The following is a 19,842-nucleotide window of genomic DNA, read 5'->3' as shown; positions in this document are numbered from 1 at the left end:
CGCTCGGTCTTAATTCATACAGCCATCAACTCGTGAAGACGAGTGATTAGCCGGCGATCTGACCAACGAACGGATTCGCGAAGGTGAAGAACAGAGCGATACCCACACCGATCATGGTGACGGCGTCGAGCAGACCGGCAACGATGAACATTTTGACCTGCAGCATCGGAACCATTTCAGGCTGACGAGCAGCGCCTTCCAGGAACTTGCCGCCCAGCAGGCCGAAACCAATGGCGGTACCCAGAGCACCCAGGCCGATCAGCAGAGCAACAGCGATAGCGGTCAGACCAACTACAGTTTCCATCTTTCCTCCCGACTTTTACGTCGTATTGGTTAGGTTTTTAGTTTGAAGCGGTAAAACAAATCGTTTGGTACAGCATGCCCTTGCGGACTTTTTAAGCCCTCCCCCCAAACGAGCGGGGAAGGCTATCAGACACGCCAGGCGGTCTTAATGGTTATCTTCGTGCGCCATCGACAGGTAGACGATGGTGAGCATCATGAAGATGAAGGCTTGCAGGGTGATGATCAGGATGTGGAACACAGCCCACGCCCATTGCAGCACGATGCCGAGGCCGCTGAGCCACAGCAGGCCCGAGCCGAACATGACCGCGATCAGGATGAACACCAGTTCGCCGGCGTACATGTTGCCGAACAGTCGCAGGGCCAGGGAAATTGGCTTGGCGATCAGGGTGACGAATTCCAGCAGGAAGTTCACCGGGATCAGCAAGATCTGCACGAAGATGTTCTTGCTGCCGAACGGGTGCAGGGTCAGCTCACCAATGAAGCCGCCCAGGCCCTTGACCTTGATGCTGTAGAAGATGATCAGGGCGAACACGCAGAAGGCCATGGCCAGGGTCGCGTTCGGGTCGGTGGTGGACACGGCACGGAACGGAATGTGCGGGTCACCGGAAATCAGGATGGCCAGCTGAGGAATCCAGTCGACCGGTACCAGGTCGACAGCGTTCATCAGGAACACCCAGACGAAGATGGTCAGCGCCAGCGGGGCGATCACCGGGCTACGGCCATGGAAGGAGTCCTTCACGCTGCCGTTGACGAAGTCCACCATCACTTCCACGAAGTTCTGCAGGCCGCCGGGTTGGCCGGAAGTCGCCTTCTTGGCCGCCATGCGGAAGATGAACAGGAAGATCAGACCCAGCGCGACGGACCAACCCAGGGTGTCCAGGTGGAACGCCCAGAAGCCCATTGCCTTGGCTTCTGCAGCCGAATGGGCGAAGCCCCAGCTGCCGTCTGGTAGTTGACCGTAGGTCAGGTTCTGCAAGTGGTGCTGGATATAGCCCGAAGCGGTTTCTGCTGCCATGGTTGCCTCAAACGCCCTAAGGTCTCGAAAGTCTTTTATTCATCAGCAGGGGCGCGAACCAGCTGACCAAAAGGGTCAGCACGAAGACGCCGAATACTGCTAACGGCGCCAATGGCTTCACTCCTGCAAAGGTCAGTGCAAACAGCACTGCCGTTAAAATCATCTTGCCTGCCTCGCCCGCGTAAAACGACTTGACGATGGCTTGTGCCGCCCGTGCCCCGCTGAAGCGAAAAGCCTTCCAGGCGAAATACACATTGGGTAGCCACGCGATCAGGCCTCCACAAAGGCCCGAATAACCGCTGACCGCCCCTCCCCACTGCCACAACACCAACGCTGCCAGCAGCAGTACAACAAATTGAGCCAGCAGTACTGGAAAAACCGCCCAGCGATGGAAAGGCAAGCGGTTTGGCGTGCGTATTTCCATCACAACTGCTCCCCGAAAGTCGACCAACCCGTCAGCTATGACTTGGCATAATTTGTGCCGACAAAATGCGCGCAGAGTATAGGGGTGGATTAACCCCTATTCAACTCTTCGTAGTGATTTACGGCCGCACGCTACAACGGGAATTGTTTCAGCGGATGTGAGCAAGCACGCCCTGCAACTCGTCCAGCGAGTTATAACGAATGACCAGCTGCCCCTTGCCCTTGTTGCCATGGCGAATCTGCACCGCAGAGCCCAGCCGCTCTGCCAGCCGTTGTTCAAGGCGTGCGATGTCCGGATCAGGTTTGCCCGGTTCTACCGGATCAGGTTTGTCACTCAACCACTGACGCACCAGCGCCTCGGTTTGGCGCACGGTAAGTCCACGTGCGACAACATGACGCGCCCCCTCCTCCTGGCGATGCTCTTCCAGGCCGAGCAGGGCACGGGCGTGGCCCATTTCCAGGTCACCGTGCGCGAGCATGGTCTTGATCGCATCGGGCAAGGTAATCAGGCGCAGCAGGTTGGCCACCGTCACCCGCGACTTGCCCACGGCGTCGGCCACCTGTTGCTGGGTCAGCTCGAACTCCTGCTGCAGGCGCTGCAAGGCGAGCGCCTCCTCCAGCGGGTTAAGGTCCTCGCGCTGGATGTTTTCGATCAGCGCCATGGCGATGGCGGTTTCGTCGGGCACCTCGCGGACCATGGCAGGGATGGTGTCCAGGCCGGCCTGCTGGGTGGCGCGCCAGCGGCGCTCACCGGCAATGATCTCGTAGCGGTTGTCGCCGATCGGACGCACCACAATGGGCTGCATCACCCCGTGGCTGCGGATCGAATGGGCGAGTTCTTCGAGCGCCTGTGGATCCATGTCGCGTCGCGGCTGGTACTTGCCGCGCTGAATCAACTCCACGGGCAGGTGTTGCAGTTCCTTCTGGTCGATCTTTACAGCCTGCTCTTCGAGCGCGCTGACGGAAGGACCGCTGAGCAGCGCATCCAACCCACGTCCGAGACCTCGTTTCTTGACGGCCATGCGGATTCCTTAAGTTGTTTGTGCAGTGCGGGTTTGACGACGCTGACGGCGAACCAGTTCGCCAGCCAGGGCCAGGTAGGCCAGCGCGCCACGCGATTGCTTGTCGTAGGCCAGCGCCGGCATGCCGAAACTGGGCGCTTCGGCCAGGCGGATATTGCGTGGGATCACGGTGTCGTACAGCTGCTGGCCAAAGTGCTCCTTCAGCTGCGCAGAAACATCGTTGTTCAGGCTGAGGCGCGGGTCGTACATGGTCCGCAACAGGCCCTCGATCTTGAGCTCGGGGTTCAGCCGTGCAGCGATGCGCTTGATGTTATCCACAAGGTCGCTCAGGCCTTCCAGCGCGTAGTACTCGCACTGCATGGGGATGATCACGCCATCGGACGCAACCAGGGCGTTGAGCGTGAGCATCGACAGCGACGGCGGGCAGTCGATCAGAATGAAATCGTAATTGTCGCGGATGGGCGCCAGTGCATTGCGCAGGCGGCTCTCCTTGACCTGCATCTCCAGCAGCACCACTTCGGCTGCGGTCAGGTCACGGTTGGCCGGCAGCAACTGGAAACCACCATGCTCGGAATAGTGCATGGCCTGGGCCAGGTCACATTCGCCGATCAGCAGGTCGTACACCGAGTGCTCGAGCTCGTGCTTGTCCACCCCGCTGCCCATGGTGGCGTTGCCCTGCGGATCGAGGTCGATCAGCAGCACACGGCGCTTGGTCGCAGCCAGCGAGGCCGCGAGATTGATACAGGTGGTGGTCTTGCCTACACCACCTTTCTGGTTCGCGATTGCGAATACCTTAGCCATTGTTGCGTGTGTTCCCAGTCAAGCCTTGCGGCGCAGTATCAGCAGATGGCGCTGGCCCTGGCAACCCGGAACGGTCAGGGCCTGCTCGCTTTCCACTGTGAAGTCTGCGGGCAATGCTACCAGTTCATCGGCAGGATGCAGCCCCTTCATTGCAAGCCATTGCGTCCCGGTGTCGCCCAGGTGGCGGGTCCAGTTGGTGAAGTTCTCCATGCTGCTGAACGCACGGGAGACGATGCCATCGAACGGACGTGCAGGCTCGAACGCCTCCACGCGGCTGTGGATAACCGTGAGGTTGTCCAGCTTGAGCTCCATTTTCACCTGGGTCAGAAAGCGCGTTTTCTTGCCATTGGCATCCAGCACCGTCACACGCTTGTGCGGATGCAGAATAGCCAATGGCACCCCAGGCATGCCACCGCCGCTGCCCACGTCCAGCCATTCATGGCGTTCGCTGTGGATAAACGGCATCACGCTGAGGCTGTCGAGCAAGTGGCGCGAAACCATCTCGTCGGGGTCGCGCACAGCGGTGAGGTTGTAGGCTTTGTTCCATTTGATCAACAGAGCAAGGTAGCCAAGCAGCTTGTCGTGTTGCTCCGGGCTCAGTGGCACCCCCAGTTCGCGGGCACCTGTGGACAACTCTTCGGCATGTTGCGGGGTGACCAGGGCACTCAAGCGCTTTGCTCCAACTCGCGGCCGGCGCCGCGTTTTTTCAGGTGAATGAGCAACAGGGAGATCGCGGCCGGTGTAACACCGGGGATGCGCGAAGCCTGGCCCAGGGTTTCGGGGCGCGTCTGGCCCAGCTTGCCCTGAATCTCCTTGGACAAGCCAGAAATGCTCGAATAGTCGATATCCACAGGCAGGCGCGTGTCCTCGCTGGCCCGCAGGCGAGCGATCTCGTCCTGCTGGCGGTCGATGTACCCGGCGTACTTGGTGCGGATTTCCACCTGTTCGGCAACCTGCGGGTCAATCGGCTCACCGTTGGTGGCCTCAATCAGCCCGGCGTAGTCGATTTCAGGGCGCGCCAGCAGGTTGAGCAGGCTGTATTCATGGCTGAGCGGCGTGCCGAACTTATCCACAATGGCCTGGCCTTGTTCAGTATTCGGCCGCACCCAGGTGGTTTTCAGGCGCTGCTCTTCACGCTCGATACCGTCGCGCTTGGTGCAGAACGCTGCCCAGCGCTGGTCATCGATCAGGCCCAGTTCGCGGCCTTTTTCGGTAAGCCGCAGGTCGGCGTTGTCTTCGCGCAGAATCAGGCGGTACTCGGCACGGGAGGTGAACATGCGGTACGGCTCCTGGGTACCCAGGGTAATCAGGTCGTCGACCAGCACACCGATGTACGCCTCGTCGCGCCGCGGGCACCAGCTGTCGCGGCCCTGGGCACGCAGTGCGGCGTTGGTCCCGGCCAGCAGGCCCTGGGCGCCGGCTTCCTCGTAACCCGTGGTGCCGTTGATCTGGCCGGCGAAGAACAAACCGCCGATAACCTTGGTTTCAAGGCTGTACTTCAGATCGCGTGGGTCGAAGTAGTCGTACTCGATGGCGTAACCGGGGCGAACGATGTGGGCATTTTCCATACCCCGAATCGACCGTACCAGCTCCAGCTGCACGTCAAACGGCAGCGAAGTGGAGATGCCGTTTGGGTAAAGCTCATGGGTGTTCAGGCCTTCCGGCTCGATGAATACCTGATGGCTTTCCTTGTCGGCGAAGCGGTGGATCTTGTCTTCGATCGACGGGCAGTAGCGCGGCCCAACCCCCTCGATAACCCCTGAATACATGGGCGAGCGGTCGAGGTTGGAAGCGATGATGTCGTGGGTCCGCGCATTGGTGTGGGTGATCCAGCAACTGACCTGGCGCGGGTGCATGCCCGCATTGCCCATGAACGACATCACCGGAATCGGGGTATCGCCGGGCTGCTCGGTCATCACCGAGAAGTCCACGGAGCGGCCATCGATACGCGGCGGGGTACCGGTTTTCAGGCGACCGACCCGCAGCGGGAGTTCACGCATGCGGTGTGCCAGGGCGATCGAGGGTGGGTCACCGGCGCGACCGCCGGAATGGTTTTGCATGCCGATATGGATCAGCCCGCCGAGGAATGTGCCAGTGGTCAGTACCACGGCATCGGCGAAGAAACGCAGGCCCATTTGGGTGACGACACCCTTGACCTCGTCCTGCTCGACGATCAGGTCATCGCAGGACTGCTGGAATATCCACAGGTTCGGCTGGTTTTCCAGGATCTCGCGGACCACTGCCTTGTAGATGGCGCGGTCTGCCTGTGCCCGGGTTGCCCGAACGGCTGGGCCTTTGCGGTTGTTCAGCACTCGGAACTGGATACCGCTCTTGTCGGTAGCCAGGGCCATGGCGCCGCCCAGGGCATCGATCTCTTTGACCAGATGGCTCTTGCCAATACCGCCAATAGCGGGGTTGCAGCTCATGTGACCGAGGGTTTCCACGTTGTGGGTCAGCAGCAGGGTTTTTACACCCATGCGTGCAGACGCAAGCGCAGCCTCGGTACCGGCATGGCCGCCGCCGATGACGATCACTTCAAAACGGGAAGGGAAATCCACCACGCACCTCGTGCCTGTTTTTGCGAATAGAGAAGGTAAGCCGACAAGTATAGGGACTTCACCCCCCTTAAAGGAACCGCCTGAGCAAATTTTGACCAGTCTGTGGATGAATGGCAGACAACAGAAATCAAAGAAGAGAAATTTATAAAAGCTTTGTTTTTATGTTTATTCTTATGCACAGCCTTATCTGTGGATAAGGTTCTGCACGCCTTTCAAATAGCCATGTACAGAGAAATTAAACCCTGTGGCCTAGTACCCATGAGGGCTATGGATAAGCGGTTTTAGCCTGTGCATAAACGGTCTGTTTACCCACAGGGCAGTTTACCCTCAACAAAAACGCCTGCTTATCAACTGAGCTCATTGAGGGTTTTCCACAGGGCTCCTGATACCCAAGAAAGCCCGAGCCGGCCAAAAAAAGCGCAAAAAAAAGCCGCTCCATGTGGAGCGGCTGTGCCCGAGGCTGCGGTGAACTACTTGCCGATGCAAAAGCTCGAGAAAATTCGGCCCAACAGGTCGTCAGAACTGAAGGCGCCTGTGATCTCGCCCAACGCTTGCTGCGCCTGGCGCAGGTCTTCGGCCAACAACTCACCGGCACCCGCCAGTGTCAGTTGTGCCCGCCCATGCTCCAGGTGCTCACTGGCCTGGCGCAATGCATCAAGGTGTCGACGGCGGGCGCTAAAGCCGCTTTCGGCGGTTTGTTCGTACCCCATGCAGGCCTTGAGGTGATCACGCAGCAACTGCAGGCCGCCATCGTTGCCTTTGGCACTGAGGGTGAGGGTGACGTGGCCATCCGTACTCTGCTCAAGCGCAATACGCTCACCACTCAGGTCTGCCTTGTTGCGGATGAGTGTGACCTTGGACGGGTCAGGCCGCTGGTCGAGAAACTCCGGCCATAGGGCGAAGGGGTCACTGGCTTCAGGTGCGGTGGAGTCCACCACCAACAGCACACGGTCCGCTTCGCCAATGGCCTTGAGCGCACGTTCAACGCCAATTTTTTCTACCTGGTCTTCGGTTGCGCGCAACCCTGCGGTATCCACAACGTGCAGGGGCATCCCGTCGATGTGGATATGTTCACGCAGGATGTCCCGGGTGGTGCCGGCGATATCAGTGACGATTGCCGCTTCACGCCCCGCCAGCTGGTTTAGCAAGCTCGATTTGCCGGCGTTGGGCCGACCCGCAATAACCACCGTCATGCCATCGCGTAGCAAGGCGCCCTGCCCGGCCTCGCGCTGGACTGTGGATAACGTTGCTCGCACAGCATCCAGCATCGACAGCACGTGGCCATCGGCAAGGAAATCAATCTCTTCCTCAGGGAAGTCGATTGCAGCCTCCACGTAGATGCGCAATGCAATCAGGGCTTCGGTCAGGCTGTGGACACGTTTCGAGAATTCCCCTTGAAGCGACCGCAGGGCGTTGCGCGCGGCCTGGCTGGAACTGGCCTCGATCAGGTCGGCGATCGCCTCTGCCTGCGCCAGGTCCAGTTTGTCATTGAGAAATGCGCGTTCGCTGAATTCCCCTGGCCGGGCCAGACGGCAACCCAGTTGTACGCAACGCTGCAGCAACATATCCAGCACCACCGGGCCACCGTGGCCCTGCAGCTCCAGCACGTCCTCGCCGGTGAACGAGTTAGGGCCCGGAAAGAACAAGGCAATGCCCTCGTCCAGCACCAGCCCATCCTCACCTCGAAACGCGCCGTAATGGGCGTGGCGCGGGGTCAGGTGACGGCCGGTGATCCATTCGCCGGCCCTGCCTGCCAGAGGCCCTGACAGCCTGACGATGCCCACCCCACCGCGCCCTTGGGCGGTGGCAATGGCGACGATGGTTTCACGCACAGTATTCATGCTCGAAAGCCTCTACGACAAAAACGACAGATAGCAAAAACGCCCCACTGGGGGGCGTTTTTATTCACAGGCTAGCGCAATAGCCCGTCAGGCAGCAGCTTTTTTGCTGGCTGCTTCGATGCTGCGGGTGATGTACCACTGCTGAGTGATGGACAGGCAGTTGTTCACAACCCAGTACAGCACCAGGCCAGCCGGGAACCACAGGAAGAAGAAGGTGAAGATGATCGGCATCATCTTCATCACCTTGGCCTGCATCGGGTCCGGCGGGGTCGGGTTCAGACGCTGCTGGATGAACATGGTGGCGCCCATGATGATCGGCAGGATGAAGAACGGATCCTTGATCGACAGGTCGGTAATCCACAGCATCCAGGGGGCCTGGCGCATCTCGACGCTTTCCAGCAGCACCCAGTACAGAGCCAGGAATACCGGCATCTGTACCAGGATCGGCAAGCAGCCGCCCAGCGGGTTGATCTTCTCTTTCTTGTACAGCTCCATCATCGCCTGGGACATCTTCTGGCGATCGTCACCGAAGCGTTCTTTCAGCGCGGCCAGCTTGGGCGAAACGGCACGCATGCGCGCCATGGAACGGTAGCTGGCAGCCGACAACGGGAAGAACAGGCCTTTGATCAGCATGGTCAGCACGATGATCGACCAGCCCCAGTTGCCCAGCAGGCTGTGGATATGTTGCAGCAACCAGAAAATCGGCTGGGCAATGAACCACAGGAAGCCGTAGTCCACCGTCAGTTCCAGGCCTGGGGACAACTCCTTGAGCTTGGACTGGATCTTCGGACCGGCATACAGCATGGCACTGGTTTCGGCCTTACCGCCCGCAGGCACGCTGAGTGCCGGGCCAGTGTAGCCGATGATGTAGTTGCCCTGGCTGTCCTTGCGGGTCTGGACGACGTTGTTGTCCGACTTGGCAGGGATCCACGCGGTTACGAAGTAGTGCTGCAGCCAGGCGACCCAGCCTCCAGACACATTTTCTTTCAAACTACCTTTGTCGATGTCCTTCATCGAGACCTTTTTGTAGGGCTCGGAAGGTGTCCACAGGGCTGCGCCCAGGTAGGTGGCGGTACCGGTAGCGGTGCTCGACGAAGGATCGGAGCTAGCATCCCGCTTGAGCTGGGCAAACATGTTGCCGCTCCAGGCCTGGCTGCTCTGGTTGTCGATCAGGTAGCTGACAGTGAGGTCGTATTCACCGCGCTTGAAGCTGAAGCGCTTGATGTAGTTGACGCCGTTATCGCTGAACTTCAGGTCGACAACCAGTTGCTCCTGGCCGTCGGCCAGCTGATAGCTCTTCTGCTCGGCCGCATAGAGTGGGCGACCGGCCGAACGTGCATCAGGGCCGTTGGCGCCTGTCAGGCCGCTTTGTGCCAGGTAGACGCGTTCGCCACCGTTGTCGAACAGCTGGAACGGAATGTCCGGGTGATCCTGACGCCGCGGGTACTGAGGCAGGTTCAGCTGGACAATGTCACCACCGACCGGATCGATAGCCAGGTTCAGGACGTCGGTCTTGACCCGGATCAGGTCCTTGCTGACAGCGACCGGTGCGAGCTCGGCCTGGCTGGTCTCGGCGTTGGCGCTAGGCACATCGGCGCTGGCGCCGGCATTACCCGCCGGTACACCGTCAGGCAAGCCCGGGTTGGCAGTGCTGGCAGCAGTATTCTGAGTCGGCAGGGCAGCCTGGCCGTAGTCCTGGTTCCACTTGAGGACCATGACGTAGGACACGATTGCCAGGGCGACGATCAGGATCGTGCGTTTAATATCCATGATTACTCGGCTATCGAAGAAGTTCGGGAGGAAGGAGCGGGAGGAACGGGATCGAAACCGCCGTCGTTCCACGGATGACAACGCCCCAGGCGACGAACGGCTAGCCACCCACCACGCCAGAGGCCGTGGTTTTCGATGGCTTCATAGGCATAACAGGAGCAGCTGGGGAAGAAACGACAGTGGCTGGCCATCAGAGGACTAATGGCATAACGGTAAAACTGGATCGGAACGAGTGCCAGTTTACGCATCTTGGCTGTCTACCCCTACGGAATTGGCGGTGGCTGCTGGTGCCGGTCGGCTGCGCGCCAGGCGTTTCCAGAGCTTGCCAAAGTGTTGGTGCAATTCCGGGTTTTCCACTTCACCCAATCCCTTGCGCGCGACGATCACGATGTCCAGGCCGGCAAGCATTTGCTGGTTCAGACGAAAGGAATCGCGCATCAAGCGCTTGAGGCGGTTGCGTTGAACGGCGAGCTTGACGCTCTTCTTGCCGATCACCAGGCCAAGGCGCGGGTGATCCAGCCCGTTCTCGCGAGCAAGGATCAGCAGGTTTTTCCCTGGAACCTTGCCGGTTGGGGAGTCGAAGACCGCTTTGAAATGCCGGGGTGTAAGCAGTCGCTTTTCCCGACTGAAGTCCTGACTCACCACCTGTGCCGAAAAATCAAATGGCCAGACGCTTACGGCCTTTGGCACGACGACGCGACAGTACGGCGCGGCCGTTCTTGGTAGCCATACGAGCACGGAAACCGTGAGTGCGCGCGCGCTTGATGGTGCTTGGTTGGAAAGTACGTTTCATGGCGTGTTACCTGGGTTTGTCGACGACGGGCCGGGATGGCCCCCTTTTAAGAGACCGGCGATTCTAGAGAAAGCAAGCCCGTAGGTCAATTTCCAACCAGCCTTTCCTTATGTACGGCGGGATGAGTGGCAGCCCGCGGTGGGCCAGCGTCGGCTTGATTGAGCAGTCAGATTACGTTCAACATGAAAAAAAAGAAGAGACATATAAAAAGCTTTTCTGAAGAACTTATAACTCTTAGGTGGATAACCTTCTGTGGATAACCCACCGAAGGCCTTGTAAAACGGGCTTTTCAGCGATTCAAAAGTCTGTTTCAAACCGGTGCTGCGCCTGTTTCGGGCCTGGAGAGAACGTGTGGATAAAATAGGCTGTTATCCACAGTAGAGTTATCAACAGACTTCGACCCAGGGTTGTGCATAGCCCTCAGGTTGCGTTATCCACAGGGTTTATTCACAGCTTCGTCAGGTCGTTTTAGTCGGTAAATGGCTGTTTTGCCATGGCTGCCGTGGTGTCCACATGTGGATAAGTTAACGCTCGACCGGTACAATGGCGGTTTGTTTCGGCCTTGTCCGGCTTTCAAACTCAGGGGATATCCGTGTCAGTGGAACTTTGGCAGCAGTGCGTAGAGCTTCTGCGCGACGAACTGCCTGCCCAACAATTCAACACCTGGATCCGTCCGTTACAGGTCGAAGCCGAAGGCGACGAGTTGCGCGTCTACGCGCCCAACCGTTTCGTCCTTGATTGGGTCAATGAAAAGTACCTGGGGCGTTTGCTGGAACTGTTGGGGGAAAATGGCAGTGGCATTGCGCCTGCTCTTTCGTTGCTGATTGGCAGCCGTCGCAGCTCAGCACCCCGTGCTGCACCCAACGCCCCGGTGAGTGCAGCCATCGCTGCCTCGCAGGCCCAGACCCAGGCGCAAAAAGCCGTGCCTGCTGCTGTGGCCGCCGAGCTTGCTGCTGCGGCCCCGGCCGAAGCTTCCACTGTTGAACAATCCGCTCAGCAGTCTTCAAGGGACAGCTTCGACGCCATGGCCGAACCTCCCTCGGCCCCCGTCGTCAATGGCCGGGCCGAGCAACGCACCGTGCAGGTAGAGGGCGCGCTCAAGCACACCAGCTACCTGAACCGCACGTTCACGTTCGATACCTTTGTAGAGGGCAAGTCCAACCAGCTGGCCAGGGCAGCGGCATGGCAGGTGGCCGACAACCCCAAGCACGGGTACAACCCGCTGTTCCTTTATGGTGGCGTGGGCCTGGGCAAGACTCACCTGATGCATGCTGTGGGTAACCACCTGCTGAAGAAGAACCCGAATGCCAAGGTGGTCTACCTGCATTCGGAGCGCTTTGTCGCGGACATGGTCAAGGCGCTTCAGCTGAACGCCATCAACGAGTTCAAGCGTTTCTACCGGTCTGTGGATGCATTGCTGATCGACGATATTCAGTTCTTCGCCCGCAAGGAGCGCTCCCAGGAAGAATTCTTCCACACCTTCAACGCCCTGCTCGAAGGTGGCCAGCAAGTCATCCTGACGTCCGACCGATATCCCAAGGAAATCGAAGGCCTTGAAGAGCGACTGAAGTCGCGCTTCGGTTGGGGCCTGACCGTGGCAGTCGAGCCGCCAGAACTGGAAACCCGTGTCGCGATCCTGATGAAGAAGGCCGACCAGGCCAAGGTCGAGCTGCCGCATGATGCCGCGTTCTTCATCGCCCAACGCATACGCTCCAACGTTCGTGAGCTGGAAGGTGCGCTGAAACGGGTGATCGCCCACTCCCACTTCATGGGGCGCGATATCACCATCGAGCTGATCCGTGAGTCGCTCAAAGACCTGCTGGCCCTCCAGGACAAGCTGGTGAGTGTGGATAACATCCAGCGCACGGTGGCTGAGTACTACAAGATCAAGATCTCCGATCTGTTGTCCAAGCGGCGTTCGCGCTCGGTGGCGCGCCCGCGGCAGGTGGCCATGGCCCTGTCCAAGGAGCTGACCAACCACAGCTTGCCAGAGATCGGCGACATGTTCGGTGGCCGAGACCATACGACCGTGCTGCATGCCTGCCGCAAGATCAACGAACTTAAGGAATCCGACGCGGACATCCGCGAGGACTACAAGAACCTGCTGCGTACGCTGACGACCTGATGGCCGTTGGCGCAGCTAGCTAATTGAAGGCAAGGGACTAGACCATGCATTTCACCATTCAACGCGAAGCCCTGTTGAAACCCCTGCAACTGGTCGCCGGTGTCGTCGAGCGCCGCCAGACCTTGCCGGTGCTGTCCAACGTATTGCTGGTCGTACAGGGCCAGCAATTGTCGTTGACCGGTACCGACCTGGAGGTTGAACTGGTAGGGCGCGTGCAACTCGAAGAGCCAGCCGAACCTGGCGAAATCACCGTCCCGGCGCGTAAGCTGATGGACATCTGCAAGAGCCTGCCCAGCGATGTGCTTATCGACATCAAGGTGGACGAGCAGAAACTGCTGGTCAAAGCTGGCCGTAGCCGCTTTACCCTGTCAACGCTGCCAGCCAATGATTTCCCCACTGTGGAAGAAGGCCCGGGTTCGCTGACCTGCAACCTGGAACAGAGCAAGCTGCGCCGCTTGATCGAGCGCACCAGCTTTGCCATGGCTCAGCAGGATGTGCGCTACTACCTGAACGGTATGTTGCTCGAAGTCTCGCGCAACACGCTGCGGGCTGTTTCCACCGATGGTCACCGCCTGGCCCTTTGCGCCATGAGTGCACCTATCGAGCAGGACGACCGCCACCAGGTGATCGTGCCACGCAAAGGTATTCTGGAACTGGCCCGCCTGCTGACCGACCCTGAGGGCATGGTCAGCATCGTTTTGGGTCAGCATCACATCCGCGCCACTACCGGTGAATTCACATTCACCTCCAAATTGGTGGACGGTAAATTCCCAGACTACGAGCGCGTGCTGCCCAAGGGCGGTGACAAGTTGGTAGTGGGCGACCGTCAAGCCCTGCGCGAGGCCTTTAGCCGTACCGCGATTTTGTCCAACGAAAAGTACCGTGGCATCCGTCTGCAGTTGGCTGCCGGGCAGCTGAAAATTCAGGCCAACAACCCTGAGCAGGAAGAAGCCGAGGAAGAGATCAGCGTGGACTACGAAGGCAGCTCCTTGGAGATTGGCTTCAACGTCAGCTACCTGCTGGATGTGCTGGGGGTTATGACCACTGAACAGGTTCGCCTGATCTTGTCGGACTCCAACAGCAGCGCGCTGCTGCAGGAGGCAGGCAACGACGACTCTTCGTATGTTGTCATGCCGATGCGTTTGTAACCTGTAGCAGGCGACATGTCCCTTCGACGTATCATGGTCACCGCGGTGCGCAATTTGCACCCGGTGACACTCTCCCCCTCCCCCCGCATCAATATCCTGTATGGCGACAATGGCAGCGGCAAGACCAGCGTGCTGGAAGCCGTGCATCTGCTTGGGCTCGCTCGGTCGTTCCGCAGCACCCGCTTGAACCCGGTTATCCAGTATGAGCAGGCCGCCTGTACCGTGTTCGGTGAGGTGGAGCTAGCCGAAGGTGGGGCTTGCAACCTTGGGGTATCCCGTGAGCGGCAAGGGGACTTCACCATACGAATTGATGGGCAAAACGCGCGGAGTGCTGCTCAACTCGCGGAGTTGTTGCCCCTTCAGCTGATCAACCCCGACAGTTTCCGTTTACTGGAAGGCGCTCCGAAAATCCGTAGACAGTTTCTGGATTGGGGAGTGTTCCACGTGGAACCTAGGTTCATGCCTGCGTGGCAGCGTCTGCAGAAGGCGCTACGGCAGCGGAACTCATGGTTGCGGCATGGTACACTTGACGCTGCTTCGCAAGCCGCCTGGGACCGGGAATTATGCCTGGCCAGCGCGGAGATAGATGAATACCGTCGCAACTATATCAAGGCCTTGAAGCCCGTCTTCGAGCACACCCTGAGCGAGCTGGTTGAGTTGGACGGGTTGACCCTTAGCTACTATCGAGGCTGGGACAAGGACCGGGAACTCCAAGAAGTACTCGCCTCCTCTCTCCTTCGCGATCAGCAGATGGGCCATACCCAGGCCGGCCCACAACGTGCTGATCTGCGTCTTCGCCTGGCTGCCAATAACGCAGCCGATATCCTGTCGCGTGGTCAGCAAAAGCTGGTGGTATGCGCATTGCGCATTGCCCAAGGCCACTTGGTCAGCCAGGCGCGGCGGGGTACCTGCATCTATCTCGTGGATGACTTGCCATCCGAACTGGACGACCAGCATCGCCGCGCGTTGTGCCGCTTGCTTGAAGAATTACGCTGCCAGGTATTCATCACCTGTGTAGATCAAGAATTACTGAGGGAAGGCTGGCAGACGGAAACGCCAGTTGCTTTGTTCCACGTGGAACAAGGCCGTATCACCCAGACCCACGACCATCGGGAGTGAAGGCATGAGCGAAAATCAAACGTACGACTCCTCCAGCATCAAGGTGCTGAAAGGTTTGGATGCCGTGCGCAAGCGCCCCGGCATGTACATTGGCGACACCGATGATGGTAGCGGCCTGCACCACATGGTCTTCGAGGTGGTCGACAACTCCATCGACGAAGCCCTCGCAGGTCACTGCGACGACATCACCGTCATCATCCACCCGGACGAGTCCATCAGTGTCCGCGACAACGGTCGCGGTATTCCGGTAGATGTACACAAAGAGGAAGGCGTGTCCGCTGCTGAGGTCATCATGACCGTGCTGCACGCTGGCGGTAAGTTCGATGACAACTCCTACAAGGTATCCGGCGGTCTGCACGGTGTAGGGGTATCGGTAGTGAATGCGCTTTCCGAGAAGCTGGTGCTGACCGTTCGCCGTAGCGGGAAAATCTGGGAACAGACCTACGTGCATGGCGTACCCCAAGCGCCAATGGAAATCGTCGGTGACAGCGAAACCACCGGTACGCATATCCACTTCAAGCCGTCTGCCGACACGTTCAAGAATATCCACTTCAGCTGGGACATCCTGGCCAAACGTATCCGTGAGTTGTCGTTCCTCAACTCGGGCGTTGGTATCCTGCTGAAAGATGAGCGCAGCGGTAAGGAAGAATTCTTCAAATACGAAGGCGGCCTTCGTGCATTTGTTGAGTACCTGAACACCAACAAAACCCCGGTGAACAGCCAGGTATTCCACTTCAGCGTGCAGCGCGAGGACGGTGTGGGTGTTGAAGTCGCCCTGCAGTGGAACGACAGCTTCAACGAAAACCTGCTGTGCTTCACCAACAACATTCCGCAGCGCGACGGTGGCACACACCTGGTTGGCTTCCGTTCTTCCCTCACCCGTAGCCTGAACAGCTACATCGAGCAGGAAGGCCTGGCCAAGAAGAACAAGGTCTCTACTACTGGCGACGACGCCCGTGAAGGCCTGACCGCAATCATTTCGGTCAAGGTTCCGGACCCCAAGTTCAGCTCGCAGACCAAAGACAAGTTGGTGTCCTCGGAGGTGAAAACCGCCGTGGAGCAGGAGATGAACAAGTACTTCTCCGACTTCCTGCTGGAAAACCCCAACGAGGCCAAGGCCGTCGTCGGCAAGATGATCGATGCCGCCCGTGCCCGTGAAGCTGCCCGCAAAGCGCGCGAGATGACCCGCCGCAAAGGTGCGCTGGACATTGCCGGCTTGCCGGGCAAACTGGCTGACTGCCAGGAGAAGGACCCTGCCCTCTCCGAACTGTACCTGGTGGAGGGTGACTCCGCAGGTGGCTCGGCCAAGCAAGGCCGTAACCGTCGTACTCAAGCCATTCTGCCGCTGAAGGGCAAGATCCTGAACGTCGAGAAGGCGCGGTTCGACAAGATGATCTCGTCCCAGGAAGTGGGTACGCTGATCACCGCGCTGGGCTGCGGTATCGGCCGCGATGAGTACAACATCGAGAAGCTGCGTTACCACAACATCATCATCATGACCGATGCTGACGTCGACGGTTCGCACATCCGTACGCTGCTGCTGACTTTCTTCTTCCGCCAATTGCCAGAGTTGGTAGAGCGTGGCTACATCTACATCGCTCAACCACCGCTGTATAAAGTTAAGCGTGGCAAGCAAGAGCAGTACATCAAGGACGACGAGGCCATGGAAGAATACATGACCCAGTCTGCCCTTGAAGACGCCAGCCTGCACCTGGACGAGTCCGCGCCTGCGGTATCGGGTGTGCAGCTTGAGGCACTGGTCAATGAGTTCCGCAGTGTCATGAAGACGCTCAAGCGCCTGTCGCGCCTGTACCCGGAAGAGCTGACCGAGCACTTCATCTACCTGCCGGAAGTCACCCTGGAACAGCTGGGTGATCACGCCGTCATGCAAGCCTGGCTGGCCCAGTTCCAGGCGCGTCTGGATAACACGCAGAAGTCTGGCCTTGCCTACAAAGCCAGCCTGCGCGAAGACAAGGAACGTAACGTGTGGCTGCCGGAAGTGGAAATCATCTCCCACGGCCTGGCCAGCTATATCACCTTCAACCGTGACTTCTTCGGTAGCAATGACTACCGCACGGTGGTCAACGTGGGTAGCAAGTTGTCCAGCTTGCTGGGTGAAGGCGCCTACGTGCAGCGTGGCGAACGCCGCAAAGCCATCGTCGAGTTCAAGGAAGGCCTGGACTGGCTGATGAACGAGACCACCAAGCGCCATACCATTCAGCGATACAAAGGCCTGGGCGAGATGAACCCGGACCAACTGTGGGAAACCACAATGGACCCAACGGTGCGCCGGATGCTGAAGGTCACCATCGAAGATGCCATTGCGGCTGACCAGATCTTCAACACCCTGATGGGTGATGCGGTCGAGCCACGCCGTGACTTCATCGAGAGCAACGCGCTGTCGGTTTCCAACCTGGATTTCTGATCGGGTTGTAAATTGCCCCGCAGCAAAAAGCCCGCTTCGGCGGGCTTTTTGCTATTTGAATAAAAGACAGATAACAGGTCACGTCGCGGGGTTAACCCCCTGCGCCTTCAACCGTCGATACAGCGTGCGTTCGCTCACGCCAAGGTGCCGTGCCAGTTCGCTGCGCGAGCCGTTGAAGTGCGCCAGCGCCTGTGCCAAATTTCCCAACTGGCCAGCCCCACTCCCATCCCGAGTTCCGGTGCCGATGTTCGCGCCAACGTCTTCCGGTAAATGCTCAGGCTTGATCACGCCGTCATCAGCAAACAACCTCGCCCGCTCCAGAATATTGCGCAGCTCACGGATATTGCCGGGGAATGGATGCAGCGCCAGTTGCTGCAATGCCGCCTCATCCACGCTGGCAGTGGATGTACCTGCCATGCGTTTTAACAAGCTCTCGGTCAGCAGGGGCAGATCCTCTACCCGCTCCCTCAGTGCCGGCAGGCGAATGGGGAAGCCGCTGATGCGGTAGTACAGGTCTTCCCTGAATGTGCCGTCAGCCACCATCTGCTTGAGCGGTTTGTGCGTGGCCGACACCAGGCGGAAATCAGAGTGCACCGTACGCAGGCTGCCCACCGGGCGAAAGCTGCCTGTCTCGATCAGCCGCAACAGCTTCACCTGCATCGGCAACGGTACTTCCCCGATTTCGTCCAGGAATAGCGTGCCGCCATGGGCCGCTTCGGCCAGGCCAATCTTGCGCTGATTTGCCCCGGTGAATGCGCCCTTCTCGTAGCCGAACAACTCACTCTCGAACAGTGAATCGGTCAGGCCCGTGCAGTCGACTACTACCAACGGGCCGTTAGCTCTCGGGCTGCCCATATGCACGGCGCGGGCAAAAAGCTCCTTGCCGGTGCCCGACTCGCCCTGCAGCAAGACCGGGATCTGCGCTGGCGCTGCACGTTGCAGGCTGGCAAGGGCAGCCTTGAAGGCCGGCGCCCGGCCGACAAGCCCCTGCTCCTGGGGCTGCGCCGAGGCGAGGGCTATGCTGGTGAGACGCTCGACAAACGCTACCACCCTGCCCTGCTCGTCGAGAATCGGCCGCAGCTCTACATCCACATGCTCCGGGCCCCGTGGCGTGTGGTGAATGTGCAGGACGCGCTCAGGCTGCTTGCTCCCCCAGGCTTTGCGCAGGGGGCAGTGCTCACCGGCTTGATCGCAGGGCACTGCATAGTGGTGAGATACCTTGTGACATTTCTCGCCCAGCGGCGCCTGGTCGTCGCGGCCAAACTGACGGCGGTAGGCAGCATTGGCGGCCAGGATGTTGTAGTCGGTGTCCAGGACGATGGTGGGCAGCGCATCGTGTTCCAGGTAAGACACCAAGGCCAGAATAAGCGGATGTGGTTCAGGCATGACGGCACCGGTCTGATAACCCGGTCGAGGGTAACAAGGACTGCCAAACACTGCCATCGGCTGACAGCCAGCCTGCCATTTCGGCTGCCAAAGGGTGACGAGGCCAATGACACCTGCCCTGAAGCAGCCAGTATTCGCTTAAAGGCGCCTGGCATGCATCTTGATAACCCTTCCCCTACCACCCGTGTCCGTACGAGCCCGGTGGACAATTGGAGAACGTGATGATCATCGGTAACAACCTTCAAGTGGAAGCCTTCTTTGACAAGGCAACCTCGACCATCAGTTATCTGGTGATGGACCGCGAGACGCGCCAGTGCGCACTGATCGACAGCGTGCTGGACTACGACCCCAAGGCTGGCCGCACCAGCACTGCTTCTGCGGACCAGTTGATCGCGCGGGTCGAAGCACTCGATGCCAAGGTGCAGTGGGTGCTTGAAACCCATGTGCATGCAGACCACCTTTCGGCAGCGGCCTACCTGAAAAGCAAGTTGGGTGGTTGTACGGCCATCGGCGCGCACATCACCCAGGTGCAGAAAGTGTTTGGTGCCCTGTTCAACGCGGAGCCCGGCTTTGCCCGGGACGGTAGCCAGTTCGATGCCCTGCTGGAGGATGAAGAAGGGTTTCGCATTGGCAACCTGCATGCCCGGGCCCTGCACACACCGGGTCATACACCCGCCTGCATGAGCTTCATGATCGAGGATGCCGGCGAGACAGTACTGTTTGTGGGGGACACCCTGTTCATGCCGGACTACGGCACCGCCCGTTGCGATTTCCCTGGCGCCGATGCACGCACGCTGTATCGCTCGATTCGCCGCCTGCTGGCCTTCCCCGACACCACCCGTTTGTTCATGTGCCACGACTACCTGCCTGAGGGCCGGGCTCTGCGGTATGTCACCACCGTAGCCGAACAGCGGGCCCACAACATCCATATTCACCAGGGTATCGACGAAGACAGCTTCGTTGCCATGCGCGAAGCGCGAGACAAAACCCTGGATATGCCTGTGCTGATCTTGCCGTCGGTGCAGGTGAACATGCGCAGCGGCCAGTTACCCGCGCCGGAAGACAACGGCGTGCGGTACCTGAAAATCCCGATCAACGCCCTGTAACCGCTTT

18 protein-coding genes are annotated in these 19,842 nt (G+C 59.2%); 5 read left to right on the top strand and 13 right to left on the bottom strand.

Features of this window, described 5'->3' with window-relative positions; translation table 11 throughout:
- Window positions 1-46: 46 nt before the first annotated feature.
- From atpE to rpmH, 12 genes are all read right to left on the bottom strand, one after another.
- Window positions 47-304 (bottom strand): F0F1 ATP synthase subunit C, encoded by a 258-nt coding sequence (atpE, locus tag IAE33_RS04610; protein ID WP_003097235.1) that lies wholly within the window; start codon window positions 302-304, stop codon window positions 47-49.
- 144 nt (window positions 305-448) lie between these two features.
- Window positions 449-1,318, bottom strand: a complete 870-nt coding sequence (gene atpB, locus IAE33_RS04605) for a F0F1 ATP synthase subunit A (protein ID WP_028632803.1) — start codon at window positions 1,316-1,318, stop codon at window positions 449-451.
- Window positions 1,319-1,334: 16 nt separating this feature from the next.
- The gene (locus tag IAE33_RS04600; protein WP_028632802.1) at window positions 1,335-1,742 is read right to left on the bottom strand and encodes a F0F1 ATP synthase subunit I; all 408 of its coding nucleotides are present in this window, start codon (window positions 1,740-1,742) and stop codon (window positions 1,335-1,337) included.
- Window positions 1,743-1,890: 148 nt separating this feature from the next.
- Window positions 1,891-2,763: a ParB/RepB/Spo0J family partition protein gene (locus IAE33_RS04595; RefSeq protein WP_028632801.1), complete on the bottom strand. Its 873-nt coding sequence runs from the start codon at window positions 2,761-2,763 to the stop codon at window positions 1,891-1,893.
- A gap of 9 nt (window positions 2,764-2,772) precedes the next feature.
- Complete coding sequence (locus IAE33_RS04590; protein WP_028632800.1) at window positions 2,773-3,564, bottom strand: ParA family protein; 792 nt, start codon at window positions 3,562-3,564, stop codon at window positions 2,773-2,775.
- 18 nt (window positions 3,565-3,582) lie between these two features.
- A complete protein-coding gene (gene rsmG, locus IAE33_RS04585) occupies window positions 3,583-4,233 on the bottom strand; it encodes a 16S rRNA (guanine(527)-N(7))-methyltransferase RsmG (protein ID WP_028632799.1) in 651 nt (216 codons plus the stop codon).
- Window positions 4,230-6,122, bottom strand: coding sequence for a tRNA uridine-5-carboxymethylaminomethyl(34) synthesis enzyme MnmG (gene mnmG / locus IAE33_RS04580; RefSeq protein WP_201162510.1), 1,893 nt, complete (start codon window positions 6,120-6,122; stop codon window positions 4,230-4,232). The genes rsmG and mnmG overlap by 4 nt, the downstream gene beginning before the upstream one ends.
- A 470-nt stretch (window positions 6,123-6,592) precedes the next feature.
- Window positions 6,593-7,963, bottom strand: coding sequence for a tRNA uridine-5-carboxymethylaminomethyl(34) synthesis GTPase MnmE (gene mnmE / locus IAE33_RS04575; protein ID WP_201162507.1), 1,371 nt, complete (start codon window positions 7,961-7,963; stop codon window positions 6,593-6,595).
- A gap of 87 nt (window positions 7,964-8,050) precedes the next feature.
- Complete coding sequence (gene yidC / locus IAE33_RS04570) at window positions 8,051-9,733, bottom strand: membrane protein insertase YidC (RefSeq protein ID WP_028632796.1); 1,683 nt, start codon at window positions 9,731-9,733, stop codon at window positions 8,051-8,053.
- 2 nt (window positions 9,734-9,735) lie between these two features.
- Window positions 9,736-9,981, bottom strand: a complete 246-nt coding sequence (gene yidD, locus IAE33_RS04565; protein WP_075046823.1) for a membrane protein insertion efficiency factor YidD — start codon at window positions 9,979-9,981, stop codon at window positions 9,736-9,738.
- Entirely contained in the window at window positions 9,974-10,378 is a 405-nt protein-coding gene (gene rnpA, locus IAE33_RS04560; RefSeq protein ID WP_201162637.1) for a ribonuclease P protein component, read from the bottom strand. The genes yidD and rnpA overlap by 8 nt, the downstream gene beginning before the upstream one ends.
- Window positions 10,379-10,391: 13 nt before the next feature.
- On the bottom strand, window positions 10,392-10,526 hold the full coding sequence (gene rpmH / locus IAE33_RS04555; RefSeq protein ID WP_003253163.1) for a 50S ribosomal protein L34: 135 nt from the start codon (window positions 10,524-10,526) through the stop codon (window positions 10,392-10,394).
- Window positions 10,527-11,118: 592 nt separating this feature from the next.
- On the opposite strand from rpmH, the gene dnaA reads away from it, so the two are divergent.
- Genes dnaA through gyrB form a run of 4 tightly spaced genes read left to right on the top strand, consistent with a single transcriptional unit; the run spans window position 11,119 to window position 17,343 of the window.
- The gene (gene dnaA / locus IAE33_RS04550) at window positions 11,119-12,651 is read left to right on the top strand and encodes a chromosomal replication initiator protein DnaA (RefSeq protein WP_201162505.1); all 1,533 of its coding nucleotides are present in this window, start codon (window positions 11,119-11,121) and stop codon (window positions 12,649-12,651) included.
- A gap of 44 nt (window positions 12,652-12,695) precedes the next feature.
- Window positions 12,696-13,799, top strand: coding sequence for a DNA polymerase III subunit beta (gene dnaN / locus IAE33_RS04545; protein WP_028632793.1), 1,104 nt, complete (start codon window positions 12,696-12,698; stop codon window positions 13,797-13,799).
- Between the two features lie 15 nt (window positions 13,800-13,814).
- Window positions 13,815-14,918, top strand: coding sequence for a DNA replication/repair protein RecF (gene recF / locus IAE33_RS04540; RefSeq protein WP_060480966.1), 1,104 nt, complete (start codon window positions 13,815-13,817; stop codon window positions 14,916-14,918).
- Window positions 14,919-14,922: 4 nt separating this feature from the next.
- The gene (gene gyrB / locus IAE33_RS04535) at window positions 14,923-17,343 is read left to right on the top strand and encodes a DNA topoisomerase (ATP-hydrolyzing) subunit B (protein WP_201162503.1); all 2,421 of its coding nucleotides are present in this window, start codon (window positions 14,923-14,925) and stop codon (window positions 17,341-17,343) included.
- Window positions 17,344-17,421: 78 nt separating this feature from the next.
- On the opposite strand, the gene IAE33_RS04530 is transcribed toward gyrB, so the two are convergent.
- Window positions 17,422-18,729: a sigma-54 interaction domain-containing protein gene (locus tag IAE33_RS04530; RefSeq protein WP_201162501.1), complete on the bottom strand. Its 1,308-nt coding sequence runs from the start codon at window positions 18,727-18,729 to the stop codon at window positions 17,422-17,424.
- Between the two features lie 221 nt (window positions 18,730-18,950).
- Here IAE33_RS04530 and IAE33_RS04525 point away from each other — a divergent pair, with 221 nt between their 5' ends.
- Window positions 18,951-19,835: an MBL fold metallo-hydrolase gene (locus tag IAE33_RS04525; protein ID WP_201162499.1), complete on the top strand. Its 885-nt coding sequence runs from the start codon at window positions 18,951-18,953 to the stop codon at window positions 19,833-19,835.
- Window positions 19,836-19,842 lie beyond the last annotated feature (7 nt).

Source organism: Pseudomonas sp. S60 (genome assembly GCF_016647865.1).
In the GTDB taxonomy this organism is placed as follows: domain Bacteria; phylum Pseudomonadota; class Gammaproteobacteria; order Pseudomonadales; family Pseudomonadaceae; genus Aquipseudomonas; species Aquipseudomonas parafulva.
Note: the sequence above shows the minus strand (reverse complement) of the source record. Positions and strands in the feature narration are given on the sequence as shown.